Here is a 17,119-nt window from a genome sequence, read left to right on the forward strand (position 1 = left end):
TGTTGACGGTCGCGGGTGGACCGATGCGCGGCGCGACCCCGGCCCACCAGCCGGGGCGCTTCGTTGTTCGCGGGGTCTTACGCTGCCTGCTGTGACCAACCAGGAGCTGCGCCTGTCGGTCGGCGCGTCGCCCGGCCAGCGCGTCGTGGCGGTGGTGTTCGGCGTCCTGCTCACGGCCGTCGGCGCGGCGTTCGTGGCGCTGCCCCTCGTCGCCGACGGGCTGTTGCGCCGACTGACCGGCCCGGGTGACGCGTTCGCCTCCTATGAGGAGGCTCGCGACCTGCCACCGGGGCTGCTGCCACCCGGGCTACGCGACTCCGCCGACCCGAACCAGTCCGGTCCCAGCCCGTTCATCGGCCTGTGTGGCCTGCCGTTCGTCCTGCTCGGCCTCTATCTGGTGCTGCGGGTGCTCCGCACGGCCGCCTGGCTGGACGGCAGCCGGGCGCGGGTACGCGGTGCGCTGCGCACCCGCACCGTCGACCTCGCCACCGCCCGGATCGAGTCCGGCGCTGTGTCGTACCGCGAGGCGGACGACGGTCCGGCCGGCCAACCGCAGGTGCGGGCCGTCCGCGCGACCGACCCGGAGAGTGCCCGGGGGGTCACGATCCCGCTGCGCGGCATGGGGCTGCCGGTCCTGCCGCCGTCCGAGCTGCGGGCGCTGGCCGAGGCGATCACGACGGGTCGACCGAGCGACGAGCGGGCCGGCGACGCGCGTGCCGTGGCCGAGCACCTGCGGCGGCTGGCAGAGCGCCCGTCGACCGACTGAAGCAGTCGGCAGTCCCAGGAGGCCTCTGCGGCTCTGGGGCCGCACCTGCGTGGCTGGTGGGGTCAATGGGGTCAACGGGGCAGATGAGACCGCTCAGGGCCCTGGACAGGCCGGGCCCGGCAGCCTCACCATCGCGGTATGGGGTAGCAGCGCCGCCGCGCGGGAGGTGCCATGGTCACCGGTCCGGTCCAGCAGCCGTCAGTCGTCGCCCGACCGCGCGTCGCGCATCCGGCGGGGCTCCCCGCCGATCCACATTCCATCGGTCTACCCGGCGCGCCGCGCCCGGCCGGCCTCGCCGGTGACGTGCACGCGCTCGGCCGGGCCGTCGCCGTCGCCAGCACCGAGCCGCGCTGGCGCGAAGAGGTTCTGCTTCGGCTGCGTCCGGTGCGCCAGGGCTTCGCCGAACATGTTCGGGTCACCGAAGGTCCCACCGGCCTCTACCGGGAGTTGCTCACCCAGTCGCCGCGACTGGACAACGGGGTGCGGCTGCTGACCCGGGAGCACGTGGCGATCGTCGCCGCGATCCTGGCGGTCCAGCAGATCGCCGAGCGGGCCGAGGCGCACCCCGATGAGCTGCGACACCGGGCCGGGCACCTGCTGCGGCGGTTGGCCCGGCATCGGCGGCGCGGCGCCGACCTGCTCTGGGAGGCGTACCAGATGGATCTGGGTGGTGAGACCTGAGCCCAGGTCGGGAACCGGCAGGTCGGCGGAGGCGTCGAACCGTACATGAAACGGCCCGCCCTGCTGCTCGTACTCCCGTTGCTGCTGATGGCTGGCTGCGCCGCTACCGGCGCCGGTCCGGCCGACGGCCCGCGCACCCCGACGCGCGGCGTGGAGGCGTTCGACCAGCGGGCCGCTCAGGTCGCCGAGGCGTGGCAACCCGGCCCCGACTGGCGTACGGGCTACGTGCCGTTGGAGGGGCCGACACTGCTCACCGGTGACCCGGGCTTCACCCCCGAGACCGAGGCGGCCTTCCGGGCCGGGTGGTACCGCGAGCAGGTCGGAATACCGCCCACCCGGGTCGGTGCCGAGATCCAGTTCCCGGACGGACGGTTGAGGCTGCCGTTGGTCAGCGCCGCCGAGGCGTACCGGCAGCTCGACCAGGGTGACCCACTGCCCTGCCCGGGGCGGCCGAAGCGACCTGGTCTGCCCACCCCCGGCGGCCCGACAGTCGAACCGGGGCCCGACGGGTGGGCCACGAGCAGCACGCAGACCGCCTGTCTCCCGCTCACCGTCACCGCTGTCACGTTCGGCGCCGCGCCGGTGCGCACGAGCCGGGGCGTGGCGCAGGTCCCGGCCTGGCTGTTCACCATCAAGGAGCTGGACAGCCCGGTGGTCCGGCTCGCCGTCGCGCCGACGGCGGTCATCCCCGTCCCCGAGCCCACCGCGCCGGCCCGGCCGCTGCCGGAGGGGTTGGTGGCGGCCCAGGACCTGGCCGCCGCCGACGGCGCCCGGCTGACAGTGCGCCTCGGCGTCGGCGCGTGCGACACCGGGATCACGCCGTTGGTGTGGGAACGGCCGGACGTCGTGGTGGTCGGTGGCGGCGTCACCCGGGCCACCGGCGAATGTATCGCCCTGCTGAAAGTGGAGCCGGTCACCGTCACTCTCGCGGCGCCCCTGGGCAGCCGGCCGGTGCTGGACGTCTTCACCGGTGCCCCGCTGTCGATCGCAGCGCGCTGACCGGGCTCAGAGGATGCTGGGCACGTCGGTGCTGATCGGCACCGGCAACACGGTGGGCCGGTCGGCGCGCAGCCCGGCGGAGAGCGCCGCGCCGAGCTGATCGGGGGTCTCCACCACCTGCGTGGCACAGCCGTAGCCGGCCGCGATCGCGATGACGTCCAACCCCGGCAGGTCCAGGCCGGGCACCCCGGGAGTGTGCTTCAGCTCGGCGAACGCCTTGAGGATCGCGTACTGCTGGTTGACCGGGACGACGACCACCACCGGCAGTGCCAGGCGCGCGGCCGTCCAGAGCGCCTGCACCGAGTAGTGGAAGGAACCGTCGCCGATCACCGCCACCACCGGGCGACCGCGCCCGGTGTCCCGCTCGGCCAATGCGATGCCGATCGCCGCCGGCAGGCCGTACCCGAGGCCGCCGCTGGCCATCGTGAAGTACGACGCCGGGCGGGTGATCCGTAGCTGACGACGCAGCGCGGACAGATTGGATGGTGACTCCTGGACCAGCACGCCGTCGGTCGGCCAGTGCGCGGCCAGCGCGGCGAACAGGGCGTCGGCGCTCAGTGGGGTGCCTACCTCCGGCGGTGGCAGTGCGTCCCGTCGCGTGGGTGTCGGCCGGTCGCTCGGCGGCACCCCTTCGAGCAGCGCGGCCAGGGCCAGCCCCGGGTCGCTGAGCAGGCTGTCACCGACCGGGGCTCGCGCGGCCTCGTCGGGGTCGTCAGTGATGTGCAGCAGTCGGGCGCCGTCGGGCAGGTGCCCGCCTGGCACGTACGGGTAGTAGCGGAACACCGGGGCGCCGACGACCAGCACCGTGTCGTGCCCGCGCAGCGCCTCGGCGAGCGGACCGATCGCGTACGGCAGCACGCCGCGGAAGTGCGGGTGGTCCTCGGGGAACACCGCCCGCTCGGTGGCGGGCGCCGACCAGACCGGCGCGGCGAGCCGCTCCGCCAGCGCGACGGCGGCCGACCAGCTCGCGGAGCGGTCCACCCCCGGCCCGTACACGAGCACCGGGTTGCGGCTGCCGGCCAGCACCCGGACGAACTCCTCCAACCGCTGGGGGTCCGGCGCGAACCGGGTGGCCACTGTCCGCGGTGCCGGCGGCGGGTCGGCTGGCTGGGCCCAGTCGTCCATCGGCAGGGAGAGGAAGACCGGCCCGGCCGGTGGCTGCACCGCCGTCGCGTACGCCCGCAGCATCGCCGCGGGGATGTCCTGCGCCCGGGCCGGCTCGTAGGCCCACTTCACGTAGGGCTGCGGAAGCTCGGTGGGTCGGCGGCTGGCCAGCCGGGGTTCCAGGAGCAGCATCTCCCGGGTCTGCTGGCCGGCGGTGACGATCAGCGGGGTCTTGTTGTGCCAGGCGGTGACCAGGTTGCCCATGCCGTTGCCGGTGCCCGGGGCGGTGTGCAGGTTGACGTGGGCGGGCACTCCGCTGGCCTGGGCGTAGCCGTCGGCCATCGCGACGGCCGTCGCCTCGTGCAGCGCGTGGACGTAGTGGAAGTCGGCGGGGAAGTCCTGGAGGAACGGCTCTTCGGTGGAGCCGGGGTTGCCGAAGACAGTGGTCATACCGAGGGTGCGGAGCACGTCGTACGTCGCGTCCCGGACAGTTGCCATCGCACCCGCCTCCGTGTCGCGGGCAGGGGCAACCGCGGTCGCCCTCCCGATCAGCCGAATCTATCGGGATGTGACGGACCTTTCGGGCGTTTCTCGGCCGTCGGTGGCCCCGATCGGTCGATCACCGGGAGCTCCGCCGTCGGGTGCGTCGGCCCTTCGTCTTAACTGTCCGATCACCCGCCGGTCAGACCTTAGCCAGCACCCAGCACGCAGGCTATGGTGCCAGGCATGGCGTTGACAGCGCGGCTGAACCCGATGCGGCGGGCGGATCCGGTCGATGACCGGTGCCCGGCGCGGGCTCACGGTTGACGGGTGTGTGGCATGCAGGGAGAGGGCCAGGCGATCGGCGGACGAGCGATGGAGTCGATGACCGGGCGGCTGCTGGTCGCGACTCCGGCGCTCAAGGACCCGAACTTCGACCGTACCGTGGTGCTGCTGGTAGCCCACGAGCCGGGCGGCGCGCTCGGTGTGGTGCTGAACCGGGCCACCGAGGTGCCGGTGGCCGAGGTGCTCGGTGACTGGAGCGACCTGGCCCGCCACCCGGCGGTGCTCTTCGAGGGTGGCCCGGTGCAGCCCGACTCGGCCATCTGCCTCGCCCGGATGCGGCACCCGATGCGCCGGGTGAAGGGCTTCCACCAGGTTTCCGGGGCGGTCGGCACCATCGACCTCTCGGTCGACCCGGAGCGCCTGCGGGAGAGCATCGGCGGCATCCGGGTCTTCGCCGGCTACTCCGGCTGGGGCAGCGGCCAGTTGGAGCAGGAAATCGCCGACGGGTCCTGGTTCGTGCTGGACGGGCTCCCCGGGGACGCCTTCGTCGACCGGCCCGACGACCTGTGGCCGATGGTGCTGCGCCGGCAGGGCGGGATGATGGCCGCCGTCGCGCACTTCCCGCCGGACGTGGCGCTCAACTGACCCGGCCCGGCGGGGGACCCCGCGAGATGACCATGCGGGCCGGTCTGTGTATAGTTTCCCAGTGCCCCGGGCGACCGGGACGACAGCAAGGGGCCGTGGCGCAGCTGGTAGCGCACCACACTGGCAGTGTGGGGGTCAGGGGTTCGAGTCCCCTCGGCTCCACCCTTGAGAAACGCCCTGGTCGGGATAATCCGACCAGGGCGTTTTGCTGATGTCGACGGGGACCTACGCTGACAGCAACTGATGCGTCAGGAGGTGGCCTTTGCTGGCTGGAGCGTTCATCTCGGTGGTCTACGCATTCCTCGGATGGCTTGTCGCATTCACCGCCAGAGCGTCAGTGCGGCCGTCGGTCGACATGTACCGCAGCCCCGGGGTGCGGACCACAGCGACCATGAGATCGACCGAGCACTGGTACGCGGCACACCGTCGGGTCGAGCGCCCCTTCCATCGAACCGGGATGCTGTTGGCCGTCGTTTCCCCGCTGCCGGTCATCCTCGGCGCCGCATTCGGTGATCCGCCGGTGATCGCGGCGGTCCTGGTGCTCGCCGTGCTGGTCGTGCCCTACCTGCTCTACCTGGGCTATGTCGGCAACCGTGCTGCGCTCGCCGTGGACGACGAGTCGTGAATCGGTCGGCAACCCGGCAGTGGTAGGCAGGGCATCGTCGAAGCCCTCGCTACCGGACGATCGGTGACCACTCCCGCTGACTGACGATCGTCACCCCGGGGGTGCGGTAGTAGGGGTCCTCGGCGACGACAGCGGCGAACGCCTCGGCGTCCGGGACGTCGAAGATCAGCAGTGCTCCGGAGTCGTCGGCGAACGGCCCGGCCATGACCAGCCGGCCCTCCTGGTGCAGGGCCTGGAGCCGCTCCCGGTGCGCCGGTCGGGCGGCGAGTCGGTCGGGTTCGTCGCCGAAGGACAGCTCCAAGATGAACACCGGTTCCTCCTCATCGGGGCGATCTTTCGAAGCACCCTAGTCGATCCGGCGCGCCACCACCGTCTAGTCGTGGACGTCCGTCGGTGGTGGTCAGGGATCGACGATGATGTCGATTGCCGCGCTCACCTGCCGCTCCAGCTCGTCGAGGTCGTCGAGGGTCGGGGCGTCGATCAGCAACGTCACCCCACGGTCACCGGATTCGCGCAGCTCACCGAGGCGTGCCCCGCGTTCTTTGAGGACGATGACGTGTCGCAGGGCGGGCGGGTCGTCGGCTTCGCCCGGTGTGATGACCGGCCACGGTTGCCCCTCCGGCACCCACTGCGGCTCCACGTCCGGCCAGCGCAGCTTCACGTCCTGCAACGTGCCGGTCGGCTGGGGCAGGTAGACCTGGCGGGCGTACCGTCGGGGTGGAGGGTGCGCCGCCGGCTCGTCGAGCGCCACCTCCATGATCGTCTGCTCCAGCGCCCGACCGGTCGCCAGGTGGTAGAGCGGCATGATGCCGTCGCCGGGAGTACGGGCGGCCACCTCCATCAGGACCGGCCGGCCGTCCCCGTCGAGGCGGAGTTCGGTGTGCACGATGCCGGCGACCAGACCGAGCCGGCCCACGATGTCGCGGTTGGCCGCGAGCAGCCTGTCGTGCTCCGCGCCGGGAGGTGCGGGCACTGTGTGGGCCATCTCGACGAACCAGTCCGAGCCGTCCTCGGTGGTCCGTTTCTCAGTCGCCGACTCGAAGACGATCCGACCGTGTTGGACGACCGCCTCCACCGAGTACTCGGCGCCGGTGACGTACTCCTCGACCAGCAGGGTCTCCGCCGCCGGGTACTCGGTGAGCAGCGCGGGCAGGGCCTCGGGGTCGCGAACCGCCTGGACCCCGGAACTCGACCGCCGGCCCGAGGGCTTCAGCACCGCAGGGAACCGCACCGAGCCCACGTCGAGTCCGGCGCGCCCCTGCGGTGGGACGACGACCAGCCGGGGGCTCCACTGCGGCAGGTAGAACCGTTGCAGGTACTTGTTGCGACACACCCGGGCCGCGCGGACGCCCGGCCCGGGCAGGCCGAGCGCGTCCGCCACGATCCCGGTCTGCTCGACGAGCATCTCGCCAGCGGCGTAGACCCCGACGATGTCGTACTCCTGCTGCCAGCGCTGGACGTGGGCGACCACACCGGAGGTGAAACTGCCCTCGATGCCGACCTCGCCGGTGACGAAGGCCGCGTCGGTGAGGTACGTCCCGGGGCCCTCGCCCCGGGCCATGGCGGCCGTCGTGTCGGCCCGCCACTGTTCCGAGGTGATCAGCAGGATGCGCAGCCCTCGACCGGCGAGGTCGGCGAGGAAGCCCCAGTTGCGGGCGATGACCCGGTAACCGCCGAGCAGCAGGAAGGCACGGGCCTCACTCATAGCCGTACTGCTCCAGGATGTCGCCGAACAGTTCGGTGAAACGGGCCTCGTTGCGCTTGGTGAACCGCTCCCGCCAGGTGCCGGTGGTGCCCCGGAAGAAACTCCAGGAACTCTGGTCGTAGACCTTGCCGGCGACCTCCTCGGCGTCCGCCGTGGACCCGACGTGCTTCAGCAGCCGGTCCACGGCCTCGAGTTGGCGTTGCCGGGAGCCGCCGCCGCGCTCACCGACCAGATCCTCGTAGCTGACCTTGCACACGTCGGGGTGGCGCAGCAGCCACAACCCCCTCTCGAACTGGTCACGGCCGAGGAAGGACGTGTCCCGCATCGCGTAGTCGAGCTTCTCCTCCCAGGTCGGCAGGGAGGTCAGGATGCGGTGGAAGATGTCGAACTCGTAGAAGTTGCCGTACCCCTCGCGGGTCCGCCCCTCCAGAAAGTTGACCATGGACACCAGGGCGTCGCGCGGATCGCGGTAGTTGTAGACCAGCGGCGGCGTGGCGGTCTCCACCCACTCGGCGAAGAAGGACCCGTCCACCTTGCTGATGTCCAGCTCATGGAAGATCCAGCAGAGCCCGGCCGGGGTGTCCGCGAACCGGGAGTACGGCAGGTGCGGGTTGGTGATCACCGAGTCGGCGAAGTCGAAGCGGGTCTGCCCGTACCGGTTGACGACGTGCTGGCCCAGTCGGCGTTGCCAGTGCCAGCCCAGGGCGGACCAGGCATCCTGGGTGCGGAGCAGGTACTCCTCAGTGCCCTCCAGCTCCAACAGCTCGTCGTAGTCGGACTTCGACAGGGTGAGCGCGGCGATCTGACGTCGCTGCGCGGCGGTGAACTCCGGGGTGTTGCGGGGGGTCGGTCGGGGCACCCCGGCCATCTTGTACCCCAGGTTGGTCATCAGACCCTGCATGAGGTGGGTGCCGGTCTTCTGCAGCGAGATCACCATGGCACGAGGGGCCAGCGGCATGTCGGTCTCCCGATGGTCGTGCGTCGGATGCGACGCGGGATGAAGGGGATCAGCGGACGTAGGCAGCCAGGTGGCCGGTGGTGCGCTCGTCGAGGAAGCGGAGGAGTCGGGAGAACGACTCCCGCCGTCGCTCGTCGGGTGTCCACAGCCACAGCTCCCGTTTGGCGACCCGGGCGCCTCGGCGGAACTTCGGAGCGAACGCCTCGAACCCGAGGCGGTAGCGGGGCACGCCGGCCCGGATGCACGACTCGACAGGCTGCCCGAACACCAGGTGGTGGTAGGCGACGCTGGTACCGGTGACGTCGTAGTCGCTGCCGTAGCCGAGGGTGCAGCAGCCGTGCCGGCCGTACATCTGCACCGTGCAGGCGAGAACTTCGGCGTCGGACCGGCCCGCCACGGCGACCCGGATCGCCCCGGGGAGCACCGCCGCCAGGTACGCGCGGGCCGCCCGCAACTGCTGTCGGTTCGGTGCCGCGCCGTTGCGCTCGCCGGTGCGTGCCTCAAGGTCCACGATCCGGTCGACGTGCTCGGCCAGCGGCACCTCGCGGACCTGGAGCCCGGCCCGGGTCACCTCGCGCTCGGCCAGTCGGTAGTTGCGGCGCGTCTCGGCGTTCTGCCCGTCCAGGAACGCCTGGTAGGTGGGGTAGCCGCCCAGGTGCAGCGCGGACGCGGCGGTGACCGAGCCCCGGACGAAGCCGGCGGCCTCCAGCAGGTCACGCAGCAACTCGTCGTCGGTGGCCACGTACGGCAGGACCACCGCTCCCGCGCGGCCCTGCCGGACCAGGTCCTGGAGGGCCGCCACCACCTCCCGGCCGGCCTGCCGCCGCCGGGTGATGTCGACGTCGGGGGCGGTGAACAGCGGACTGCTGTCGTACGTGCGGACGACGAGCGGCTCTCCGACGGTGGTGGTGAGCCAGTCCGCGAGATCGCCCGACTCCGGTGCGTCCGGGCCGAGCGCGCCGAGCAGGGCCCGGTGCTCGGCGCGGATCCGGGTCGCGTCGTCAGCCGCTGTGAGCCGGAGGAACTGTTCCTCGGTGAGGAGTTTCCACGGGTGGCTGAACAGGCCCGTCCCGGCCACGGCGGTGACCGCGTGGATCGCGGCAACCGGCCCCCGCTCGTCGTCGGCGGTGACCAGCAGCGCGGTGCCCGGCTCCAACCGTTCGCGGAACCGCAGGTAGCCGTGGGCCGCGTCGGGTTCGGCGTCGGCGGCCAGCCGGGCCCAGGTCTCCTCGTCGACGGCGTCGATGCCGTCGGTCACGTCAGTCGCCATGCCGGATGGACCGTTCCTTCCGAATCGTCGTGTCCGCGAGGGCCCGCACCTCGGAAATCTGGGCCGCCCTGCGCAGCGGAGAGGCGTACAGCAGCAGCGAGGAGACGGTGAGCGAGACGGCCACCACCCAGACCGCCGCGGTCGCCCCGGCCAGGTCGGCCAACACCCCGCCGAGCAGCGCCCCGACCGGCAGCGAGCCGAAGGCCGCGATGCGGTAGCTCGCGGTCACCGCGCCGAGCAGGACGGGTGGGGGGACCTGCTGCCGCACTGTGACCGCCAGGACGTTGTAGATCGCCAGAGCCGCCCCGTTGATCACGAAGCCCGCCCCGAGCAGGACTGTCGCCGTGCCGGCCGCGGCGAGCCCGGGCACCAGCAGCAACCCGAGCGCGGCGACCGTGATCGAGACGGTCAGCGCCCAGCCGAGGTGCAGTCGGGCTCCGACCCGCCCGGCGACGAGGGAACCAACCAGCGCCCCGACGCTGCCGAGCCCGATGACCAGGCCGATCAGGCCACCGGAGAGCCCGAGGGTGCGTACGCCGTACACCAGGAAGACGGTCGCGAAGGCCTGCTCGTGCAGGTTGAAGAGGGCCGACTGCACGCACAGGTCCCGGATCGGTCGGCTCCGCCAGACGTAGGCCAGCCCGGCCCGGATCGTCGGCGCGTCGCCCCGGTCGGTCGCCGGCCGCAGCGCCCGAGCGGGGAGGGCCGCCATCGCCATCGCCGCCGCGCAGAACAGTGCCCCGGTGACCACGGCGGCCCAGGAGGCGCCGGCGGACTGCACGAGAAATCCCGCCGCCGCCGGCCCTGCCATCTGGGTCACCGACGTGGTGGCCTGCAACAGACCGTTGCCGGCGACCAGCCGGTCGCCGTCCAGCAACCGCGGCGCGGTGACCTGGGACCCGATGTCGTGCAGCACCGCCGCCGAGCCGATGAGGAAAGCGCCCACCAACAGCGCCGTGAAGACCAGACGGTCGGTGGCGGCCAGGGCCCCGATGCCGAACAGCACGACGCCGCGGGCCGCGTTGCCGGTGACCAGGATCCAGCGCAGCGAGGTACGGGCGGTCCAGGTGCCCACCAGCAGGGAGAACGCCAGCACCGGCACGAACTGGGCCGCGCCGACCAGACCCACCTGGGTGCCACTGCCGGCAAGCACCGTCACGACCAGCAGGGGCAACCCGAAGGCGGTGATCTGGTGTGCCGACCGAGCGGCCAGGTCGCCCAGCCAGAGGGTACGGAAGGCCGGCTCCCGCAGCGGGGGGCGCGGAGGCGCGCCGACGCCCCCACCCTCCGGCAGGCGCCGAATGTCAGCTGACACCGGTACCGGTGACGCCCGCTGCCGCGTCCGACGAGGTGACTCTGCGGTACAGCGCGTTCTCGCTCCAGATGAGGTCGACCTGGCCCCACTGCATCGCCGACACCACGTCGGGGAAGAAGCTGCGGCCGTTGTAGTTCGCGCTGGTGTTGCAGAGCACCGGGATCCCGCTCCACTTGTGGTATTCGCGCAGGACGGCCGCGAGCATCGGGTTGTCCTCTGCGCTGACCGTCTGCAACCGGGCGGTCCCGTCGAGGTGGATCGCCGCCGGGATCCGGTCCACCCAGTCGGGGCGCACCCGGTGGTCGAAGAGCATGTACGGGTCCGGGGTGCCAGGGTCGAAGACCTCCGGAGCCTGATCGGTCAGGCAGATCGGTGCGACCGGCCGGAAGCTCTCCCGCCGCTTCATCCGGTTGAGCTCGTCCTTCATCGCCGGGTCCACGGCCGGGGCGAGGATGCTGCGCGCCCCTAGTGCGCGAGGGCCCAGCTCGGCGCGGCCGTGCAGGACCACCACCGGCTTACCGGTGCGGTGCAGCAGCCGGGCCAGCTCCTCAGGTCGGCACGGCGCCACCGTCCAGCCCGCCGGAACGTGCGAGTTGTGCACGAGGTCCGGGCCGGCGAAGACGTTCCACGAGATCGGCGCCAGCCGTTGCTCTCCGCTGACCAGGATGGCGCCGGTGCCGACGGCCGAACCCGAGTCGTCCGGGAAGGGCGGCACCCACATCTCGCGGATGGCCCGGTGTGCCCGCATGGCGCTGTTCCATTTGATGTTCAGGGCGCAGCCGCCGGCGAAGCAGAGGTTCCAGGGACCGTCGCCCTTCCAGGACTCGGCCTTGGCCACCAGTCGCTCGACGAGCAGCTCCTCGATGAACTCGTGCACGCTGGCGAGCACGTCATCGTCGGAGACGCCCAGTTGGTCGGTGCGCCGACGGACGTCCTCCAGATAGGCGTGGACGTAGGCGTGGGAGGGCTCGCCGGTGCTACCGCAGCCGATGATCTCCTCGCGGTACTTGCGGACGGCCGGGCTGTTGGCCTCGAAGTGCTCGTGGAACAACTCCCCGAGGACCTGCTTGATCGGCTCCCGGGCGGTGCCGAAGGCGATGTAGGCCATCAGCTTCCCGGCCACCGAGAGGTCGTCTACGTTGCGGGACAGCTTGTCGCGGCTGTACGGCCCGAAGTGCTGCGAGGCCATCGAGTAGAAGTGCCCGATCAGCGGGAAGACCTCGCCGCCGGGCTCGACGTGGCCGTCCTTGTCCACCGCGTAGAGCCGGGGGAAGCAACCGCCGTCCCAGACCAGGACGAGGCTCGGCTCGCCCCGTCGGGCGAAGGGGCTCGTGCTGTACGCGGCGGCGAGGTGGCTCGCCACGTGCACGTGGCTGACGTACGGCACTGTGGCGTCGCCGATGGGCAACTCGCCACTGTGGCCCGGCTGTGCCGGATTCGGCACCCGCTCGGTCTCCCGGTAGGGCGCCAGGCCGACGTCGACCGGACTGCCGTTGTTGAGCCGGTGGGCCTGCCCGTGGACGGCACCGTCCCAGCCGTCCAGTGCCCACTGGTCGACGTCGGAGACCTTGTACCCGAAGTCGCCCAGGATCCGGGCGATCAACGTGAGATCGTCCACGTCGCTGTATCGACGGTTGTTCTCCAGCTTCTGCGCCTCGACGTTGAACTCCAACACGTCGTCCTGGAACAGAGCAACGCCCCCGCTCTGTGTGAGCTTTACTCCGCACGTAATACGCATAGCTGCTTCCCCCCATTTTCGGCGACTTAAAAGTCCTATCGATGTTCCGCCGCCAAGTCAACCCCTAGGTCATTGCCGACCATCGATCGGGTGCCCTTGATACGTGGATAGGGGAGTGTCGTTCCTCGATGCGCTTCGTGGGCGGCGTCGGACCAGGAAGGGGTTGCTGGAAGCCCTCTTCAAGATACCGCAATGCCTATGGGCATAATGGGATATGGAATTTCCGCCATCTGAAATTCGCGCGTTACGAGTTGGTAACTTAGCGCTGTCGGCTGTCAGGGTTGGGGTTGAGCCCGATCGCCACCGATGGCGCCCAGGGCGGCATATCAGCAGCTCAGCATGGCTGTGACGTGCATGGGGGATTAATGAGTGGCAATGAGGCCAGTTGGCGTCTATCTTCGACCGGGGGTGCCGCGCGGTCCGGGAGCCCTCCGGTGGACGAAGCGGATCTTGAGCGATGGATACGCGATATCCTGCAATCGACGCATCCACTCCGGCTCGGCTCGGAACTGCGCCGCGCCGAGCGCGTCGCGAGAGCCAGATTCTCCGACCCGACAATTGCCCAAGCGGTCCATCGAGCCGTTGCGGCAACAATGAACGGGCGTGATTGAGCGACGGCCACCAAGCCCGCGCAACCTGCGGGCCCGGGTCAAAAAAATCGCTCTCGAAAATTGTCCCAGGCCGGTTGGTCACACCCGAGCACGCAAAACGCCCCGACCGGATGACCCGGTCAGGGCGTTCGCGACTAGATGTCCGCTAAGGGCTAGATCAGCCCTGACGGCTCTTCCACTGCGGGTTGGCGCGGTTCACCACGACCACCCGGCCGCGACGGCGGACCACCACCGAACCCGGCTTCTGCTTCAGTGCACGCAACGAGCTACGTACCTTCATCTCTGCCTCCTCGGTGCTAGCGGTTCCGAGTATCGAAACGCCACACCCACCCGCAGGATTCCCGGCCGGTCAGCGTCGAACCTTTGGCATCCCACAGCCGTACCACTGGGCGGAGGTCACCCTCATGCCCGTACGCCGGCTCCTCGCCACGGTGCTGGTCGCTGCCGCGACAGTGCCCCTGGCCGCCACACCCGCAGCCGCCCACGGTGCCCCAACCGACCCGATCAGCCGGGCAGCGGCCTGCGGCCCCGAGGGCCGGTACGCGGCCACCAGCGCCTGCCGGGCGGCGGTCAAGGCCGGCGCGGCGGTCCGCGAATGGGACAACGTGCGCGTTTCCACTGTCAACGGGCGAGATCGGGAACGGATCCCGGATGGTGAGCTGTGCAGCGGCGGACTGTCCGCGTACCGGGGACTCGACCTTCCCCGCACCGACTGGCCCAGCACCACGTTGACCACCGGCGCGACGTTCACCTTCCGGTACCGGACCACCATCGAGCACCGGGGCACCTTCCGGCTCTACGTCACCACGCCCGACTACGACCCCCGCAAGAAGCTGACCTGGGCGAATCTGGAATCGCGCCCGTTTCTGACGCTGACCGACCCGCCGGTGCGGGCCGGGGCGTACCAGTTGGCGGGCCGGTTGCCGGCGGGCCGCAGCGGCCGACACCTGATCTACACGATCTGGCAGAACTCCAACACGCCGGACACCTACTACTCCTGCTCGGACGTGGTGTTCCGCAGCGCCAAGGCCACCGGTGCCACGGCCACCGCCACCCCGGCGAAGGTCGCCGCGACGACGAGCGCGCCGCGTACCGCGGCGAGTGGGCCGGCCGCCACCGAGACGGCGGTGGCGGCGGCGGTCGACCCGGGCGTGCCGGTGGCGTCGGTGACCAACCTCGGCGGTCGGTGGCCGGTGCTGGCCGGTGCCGCCGCCGTGCTGCTCCTGGCGCTGCTGCTGATCGGTGCCGGACGGCGACGCCGAAGCGCCGCCGCACCTGTGGGCCGGCAATGCGAGGTGCGCAACCACCGGGCCGGGCGACGCCGGATCTGGTGATCCGACCCGCCCGGGACCCGGCGGCGTTCAGCCCAGGTGGCGCTCGATCTCGGCCAACTCGTCGGCAGTGAAGTCGAGGTTGTCCAGCGCGGCGATGTTCGTCTCCAACTGCTCGACGCTGCTCGCCCCGATGATCAGGCTGGTCATCCGCGGGTCACGCAGCGCCCAGGCCAACGCGAGCTGGGCGAGGGACTGGCCGCGCCGGTCGGCGACCGCGCCGAGACCACGGATGGTGGCCATCTTCTCCTCGCTGAGGTCGCTCTCGTTGAGGAAGACGCTGGTGCGAACCCGCGAGTCGGCCGGGATGCCGCCCAGGTAACGGTCGGTCAGCAGGCCCTGGGCCAACGGGCTGTACGCGATGCAGCCCGCACCCACCTGCTCCAGCGTGTCGAGCAGGTCGTCGGACTCGGTCCAGCGGTTGAGCATCGAGTACGACGGCTGGTTGATCAGCAGCGGTGTACCCAGCTCGCGCAGGATCGCGGCGGCCCGCGTGGTCTGCTCCGAGTTGTAGTTCGAGATGCCGACGTAGAGCGCCTTGCCGGAGCGGACGATGGCGTCGAGCGCCCCCATCGTCTCCTCGAGTGGGGTGTCCGGGTCGAACCGGTGCGAGTAGAAGATGTCGACGTAGTCCAAGCCCATCCGGCCCAACGACTGGTCCAGCGACGAGATCAGGTTCTTGCGCGAGCCCCACTCGCCGTACGGGCCGGGCCACATCAGGTACCCGGCCTTGCTGGAGATGACCAACTCGTCCCGGTACGGCTTCAGGTCGGTGGCGAGCATCCGGCCGAAGTTCTCCTCCGCCGAACCGGGCGGCGGGCCGTAGTTGTTGGCCAGGTCGAAGTGGGTGACACCCAGGTCGAAGGCGCGGCGGACGATGTCGCGCTGCCGTTCGAACGGGCGGTCCGGACCGAAGTTGTGCCACAGACCGAGCGAGACGGCAGGCAGCCGCAGGCCACTGCGTCCGCTGCGCCGGTAGGTCATGGTGTCGTAGCGGTCATCCGCAGCGAGGTAAGTCACGATCATGAGCCTAGCTCCGGCCCAGCGTGGCGCGGATCGGGCGTGGAAACCGGGACATCGGGGTAGTTTCGATGCCATGCGTTTCATTGCGCTCGACACCCCCAAACCGCTGTCCAAGATCGGCTTGGGCACGTGGCAGTTCGGCTCCCGGGAATGGGGGTACGGCCCGGACTTCGAGCGGCAGGCGGCGCAGATCGTCCGGCGGGCCGTCGAGCTGGGCGTGACGGTCTTCGACAGCGCGGAGATCTACGGCTTCGGGCGCAGCGAACGCATCCTCGGCGCGGCCCTCGGCGACGACCGGCCGAAGGTCGTCATCGCCAGCAAGATCCTGCCGGTGCTGCCGGTGGCCGCAGTGGTGCAGCAGCGGGCGGTCGCCTCGGCGGCCCGGCTCGGCGTCACCAGCATCGACCTCTACCAGGTGCACCAGCCCAACCCGCTTGTCGCCGACCACACCACGATGCGCGGCATGCGGACCCTGCAGGACGTCGGGCTGGTCGGCGAGGTCGGCGTGAGCAACTACGGGCTGCGCCGCTGGCAGGTCGCCGAAGCGGCACTCGGCCGGCGGGTGCTCAGCAACCAGGTCCGCTACAGCATGCTGGACCGCGCACCCGAGCAGGACCTGCTGCCGTACGCGCGGCAGGCCGGTCGGGTGGTAATCGCGTACAGCCCGCTGGCGCAGGGCTTCCTCTCCGGCCGATACGACGCCAAGAACCCGCCGACCGGCGCGGTCCGGCGCGCCAACCCGTACTTCCTTCCGGAGAACCTGGAGCGCGGCGCGGCCCTGATCGACACAGTGCGCCAGGTCGCCGACGCCCACGACGCCACCCCCAGTCAGATCGCGCTGGCCTACCTGCTGCGCCACCCGAACGTGCTCGCCATCCCCGGGGCGTCCGGGGTCGAGCAGATGGAACGCAACGCCGCCGCCGCCGACATCGACCTCGCCGACGACGAGTACACGGCGCTGGCCGAGGCCGCGAAACGCTTCCGCCCGATCACCGGACTCGCCGCGATGCCGGCGATGCTGCGTGCCCGGTTCGGCAGACCAACCGGAAAGTGAGCACAGTGGACGACATCACCGCGCTGATCCTGGACGACCACGCCGCCTTCCGGCGTGGCTTCGCCCGCCTCGACGACGCCCGCGACGAGCAGGAGATGCTCGCCATCTGGGACGCCCTCGCCCTGCACCTGGACATCCACGCCGAGGCGGAGGAGGCGATCCTCTACCCGCACCTGGTCAAGCACGGCGACGACGGCGAGGACGAGACCGCCGACGCGATCGGTGACCACAACAAGATCCGCGACGCCGTCGCCGAGGCGAAGCTGCACCCGGTCGGCTCGGATCAGTGGTGGGAGGCGGTCGGCACCGCCCGCCGGGAGAACAGCGAACACCTGGCCGAGGAGGAGGACGAGGCGCTGCCCGACTTCCGCCGGCACGCCAGCACCGAACTCCGCGCCGAGCTGGGCCAACGCTGGCTCACCTTCTACGGCGAGCACAAGAACGGCCGCAACCTGCCGTTCCGCGACAAGGACCCGCAGCAGTACGTCGCCGACCACCGCTGAGATCTCCCCGGCACGGGGGAGTCGGC

At 71.0% G+C, this 17,119-nt stretch carries 17 protein-coding genes and 1 tRNA gene; 9 read left to right on the forward strand and 9 right to left on the reverse strand.

Annotated elements, in window-relative coordinates; genetic code table 11:
* Positions 1 to 91 precede the first annotated feature (91 nt).
* The 3 genes from AB0C20_RS17060 (at position 92) to AB0C20_RS17070 (ending at position 2,446) form a co-directional block, all read left to right on the forward strand.
* Entirely contained in the window at positions 92 to 766 is a 675-nt protein-coding gene (locus AB0C20_RS17060; RefSeq protein WP_357184105.1) for a hypothetical protein, read from the forward strand.
* A 171-nt stretch (positions 767 to 937) separates the two neighbouring features.
* Positions 938 to 1,447: a hypothetical protein gene (locus AB0C20_RS17065; protein ID WP_357184108.1), complete on the forward strand. Its 510-nt coding sequence runs from the start codon at positions 938 to 940 to the stop codon at positions 1,445 to 1,447.
* A gap of 45 nt (positions 1,448 to 1,492) precedes the next feature.
* Positions 1,493 to 2,446, forward strand: coding sequence for a hypothetical protein (locus AB0C20_RS17070; RefSeq protein ID WP_357568327.1), 954 nt, complete (start codon positions 1,493 to 1,495; stop codon positions 2,444 to 2,446).
* Positions 2,447 to 2,452: 6 nt separating this feature from the next.
* Here AB0C20_RS17070 and mdlC read toward each other — a convergent pair whose 3' ends face one another.
* A complete protein-coding gene (gene mdlC, locus AB0C20_RS17075; RefSeq protein WP_357184115.1) occupies positions 2,453 to 4,048 on the reverse strand; it encodes a benzoylformate decarboxylase in 1,596 nt (531 codons plus the stop codon).
* Positions 4,049 to 4,369: 321 nt separating this feature from the next.
* Here mdlC and AB0C20_RS17080 point away from each other — a divergent pair, with 321 nt between their 5' ends.
* The 3 genes from AB0C20_RS17080 to AB0C20_RS17090 all read left to right on the forward strand — a co-directional run bounded on the left by AB0C20_RS17080 (position 4,370) and on the right by AB0C20_RS17090 (position 5,585).
* A complete protein-coding gene (locus AB0C20_RS17080; RefSeq protein ID WP_112582369.1) occupies positions 4,370 to 4,960 on the forward strand; it encodes a YqgE/AlgH family protein in 591 nt (196 codons plus the stop codon).
* 89 nt (positions 4,961 to 5,049) lie between these two features.
* A tRNA-Ala gene (locus tag AB0C20_RS17085) sits at positions 5,050 to 5,122 on the forward strand.
* Positions 5,123 to 5,315: 193 nt separating this feature from the next.
* Positions 5,316 to 5,585: an SdpI family protein gene (locus AB0C20_RS17090; protein WP_357184699.1), complete on the forward strand. Its 270-nt coding sequence runs from the start codon at positions 5,316 to 5,318 to the stop codon at positions 5,583 to 5,585.
* A gap of 49 nt (positions 5,586 to 5,634) precedes the next feature.
* Here AB0C20_RS17090 and AB0C20_RS17095 read toward each other — a convergent pair whose 3' ends face one another.
* From AB0C20_RS17095 to AB0C20_RS17125, 7 genes are all read right to left on the reverse strand, one after another.
* Positions 5,635 to 5,895 (reverse strand): YciI family protein, encoded by a 261-nt coding sequence (locus AB0C20_RS17095; RefSeq protein WP_124854055.1) that lies wholly within the window; start codon positions 5,893 to 5,895, stop codon positions 5,635 to 5,637.
* Between the two features lie 90 nt (positions 5,896 to 5,985).
* Positions 5,986 to 7,290, reverse strand: a complete 1,305-nt coding sequence (locus AB0C20_RS17100; protein ID WP_357568328.1) for an ATP-grasp domain-containing protein — start codon at positions 7,288 to 7,290, stop codon at positions 5,986 to 5,988.
* Positions 7,283 to 8,248: a hypothetical protein gene (locus tag AB0C20_RS17105; RefSeq protein WP_357184123.1), complete on the reverse strand. Its 966-nt coding sequence runs from the start codon at positions 8,246 to 8,248 to the stop codon at positions 7,283 to 7,285. Before AB0C20_RS17105 ends, AB0C20_RS17100 begins: the two co-directional genes overlap by 8 nt.
* Before the next feature lie 49 nt (positions 8,249 to 8,297).
* A complete protein-coding gene (locus AB0C20_RS17110; protein ID WP_357184126.1) occupies positions 8,298 to 9,518 on the reverse strand; it encodes a hypothetical protein in 1,221 nt (406 codons plus the stop codon).
* On the reverse strand, positions 9,508 to 10,833 hold the full coding sequence (locus AB0C20_RS17115; protein ID WP_357184129.1) for an MFS transporter: 1,326 nt from the start codon (positions 10,831 to 10,833) through the stop codon (positions 9,508 to 9,510). Before AB0C20_RS17115 ends, AB0C20_RS17110 begins: the two co-directional genes overlap by 11 nt.
* A complete protein-coding gene (locus AB0C20_RS17120; protein ID WP_357184133.1) occupies positions 10,823 to 12,571 on the reverse strand; it encodes a carbamoyltransferase N-terminal domain-containing protein in 1,749 nt (582 codons plus the stop codon). The genes AB0C20_RS17115 and AB0C20_RS17120 overlap by 11 nt, the downstream gene beginning before the upstream one ends.
* Positions 12,572 to 13,339: 768 nt before the next feature.
* Positions 13,340 to 13,462, reverse strand: coding sequence for a 50S ribosomal protein L36 (locus tag AB0C20_RS17125; RefSeq protein WP_030490864.1), 123 nt, complete (start codon positions 13,460 to 13,462; stop codon positions 13,340 to 13,342).
* Between the two features lie 124 nt (positions 13,463 to 13,586).
* On the opposite strand from AB0C20_RS17125, the gene AB0C20_RS17130 reads away from it, so the two are divergent.
* On the forward strand, positions 13,587 to 14,516 hold the full coding sequence (locus tag AB0C20_RS17130; RefSeq protein ID WP_357184136.1) for a lytic polysaccharide monooxygenase: 930 nt from the start codon (positions 13,587 to 13,589) through the stop codon (positions 14,514 to 14,516).
* A 27-nt stretch (positions 14,517 to 14,543) separates the two neighbouring features.
* Here AB0C20_RS17130 and mgrA read toward each other — a convergent pair whose 3' ends face one another.
* On the reverse strand, positions 14,544 to 15,539 hold the full coding sequence (gene mgrA / locus AB0C20_RS17135) for an L-glyceraldehyde 3-phosphate reductase (RefSeq protein WP_357184139.1): 996 nt from the start codon (positions 15,537 to 15,539) through the stop codon (positions 14,544 to 14,546).
* A 70-nt stretch (positions 15,540 to 15,609) separates the two neighbouring features.
* Between mgrA and AB0C20_RS17140 the strand changes: the two genes are divergently transcribed.
* Positions 15,610 to 16,590: an aldo/keto reductase gene (locus tag AB0C20_RS17140; protein ID WP_357184142.1), complete on the forward strand. Its 981-nt coding sequence runs from the start codon at positions 15,610 to 15,612 to the stop codon at positions 16,588 to 16,590.
* On the forward strand, positions 16,587 to 17,093 hold the full coding sequence (locus tag AB0C20_RS17145) for a hemerythrin domain-containing protein (RefSeq protein ID WP_124854064.1): 507 nt from the start codon (positions 16,587 to 16,589) through the stop codon (positions 17,091 to 17,093). The genes AB0C20_RS17140 and AB0C20_RS17145 overlap by 4 nt, the downstream gene beginning before the upstream one ends.
* Positions 17,094 to 17,119: the final 26 nt, after the last annotated feature.

The organism is Micromonospora sp. NPDC048843 (assembly GCF_040649965.1).
GTDB lineage: Bacteria > Actinomycetota > Actinomycetes > Mycobacteriales > Micromonosporaceae > Micromonospora > Micromonospora hortensis.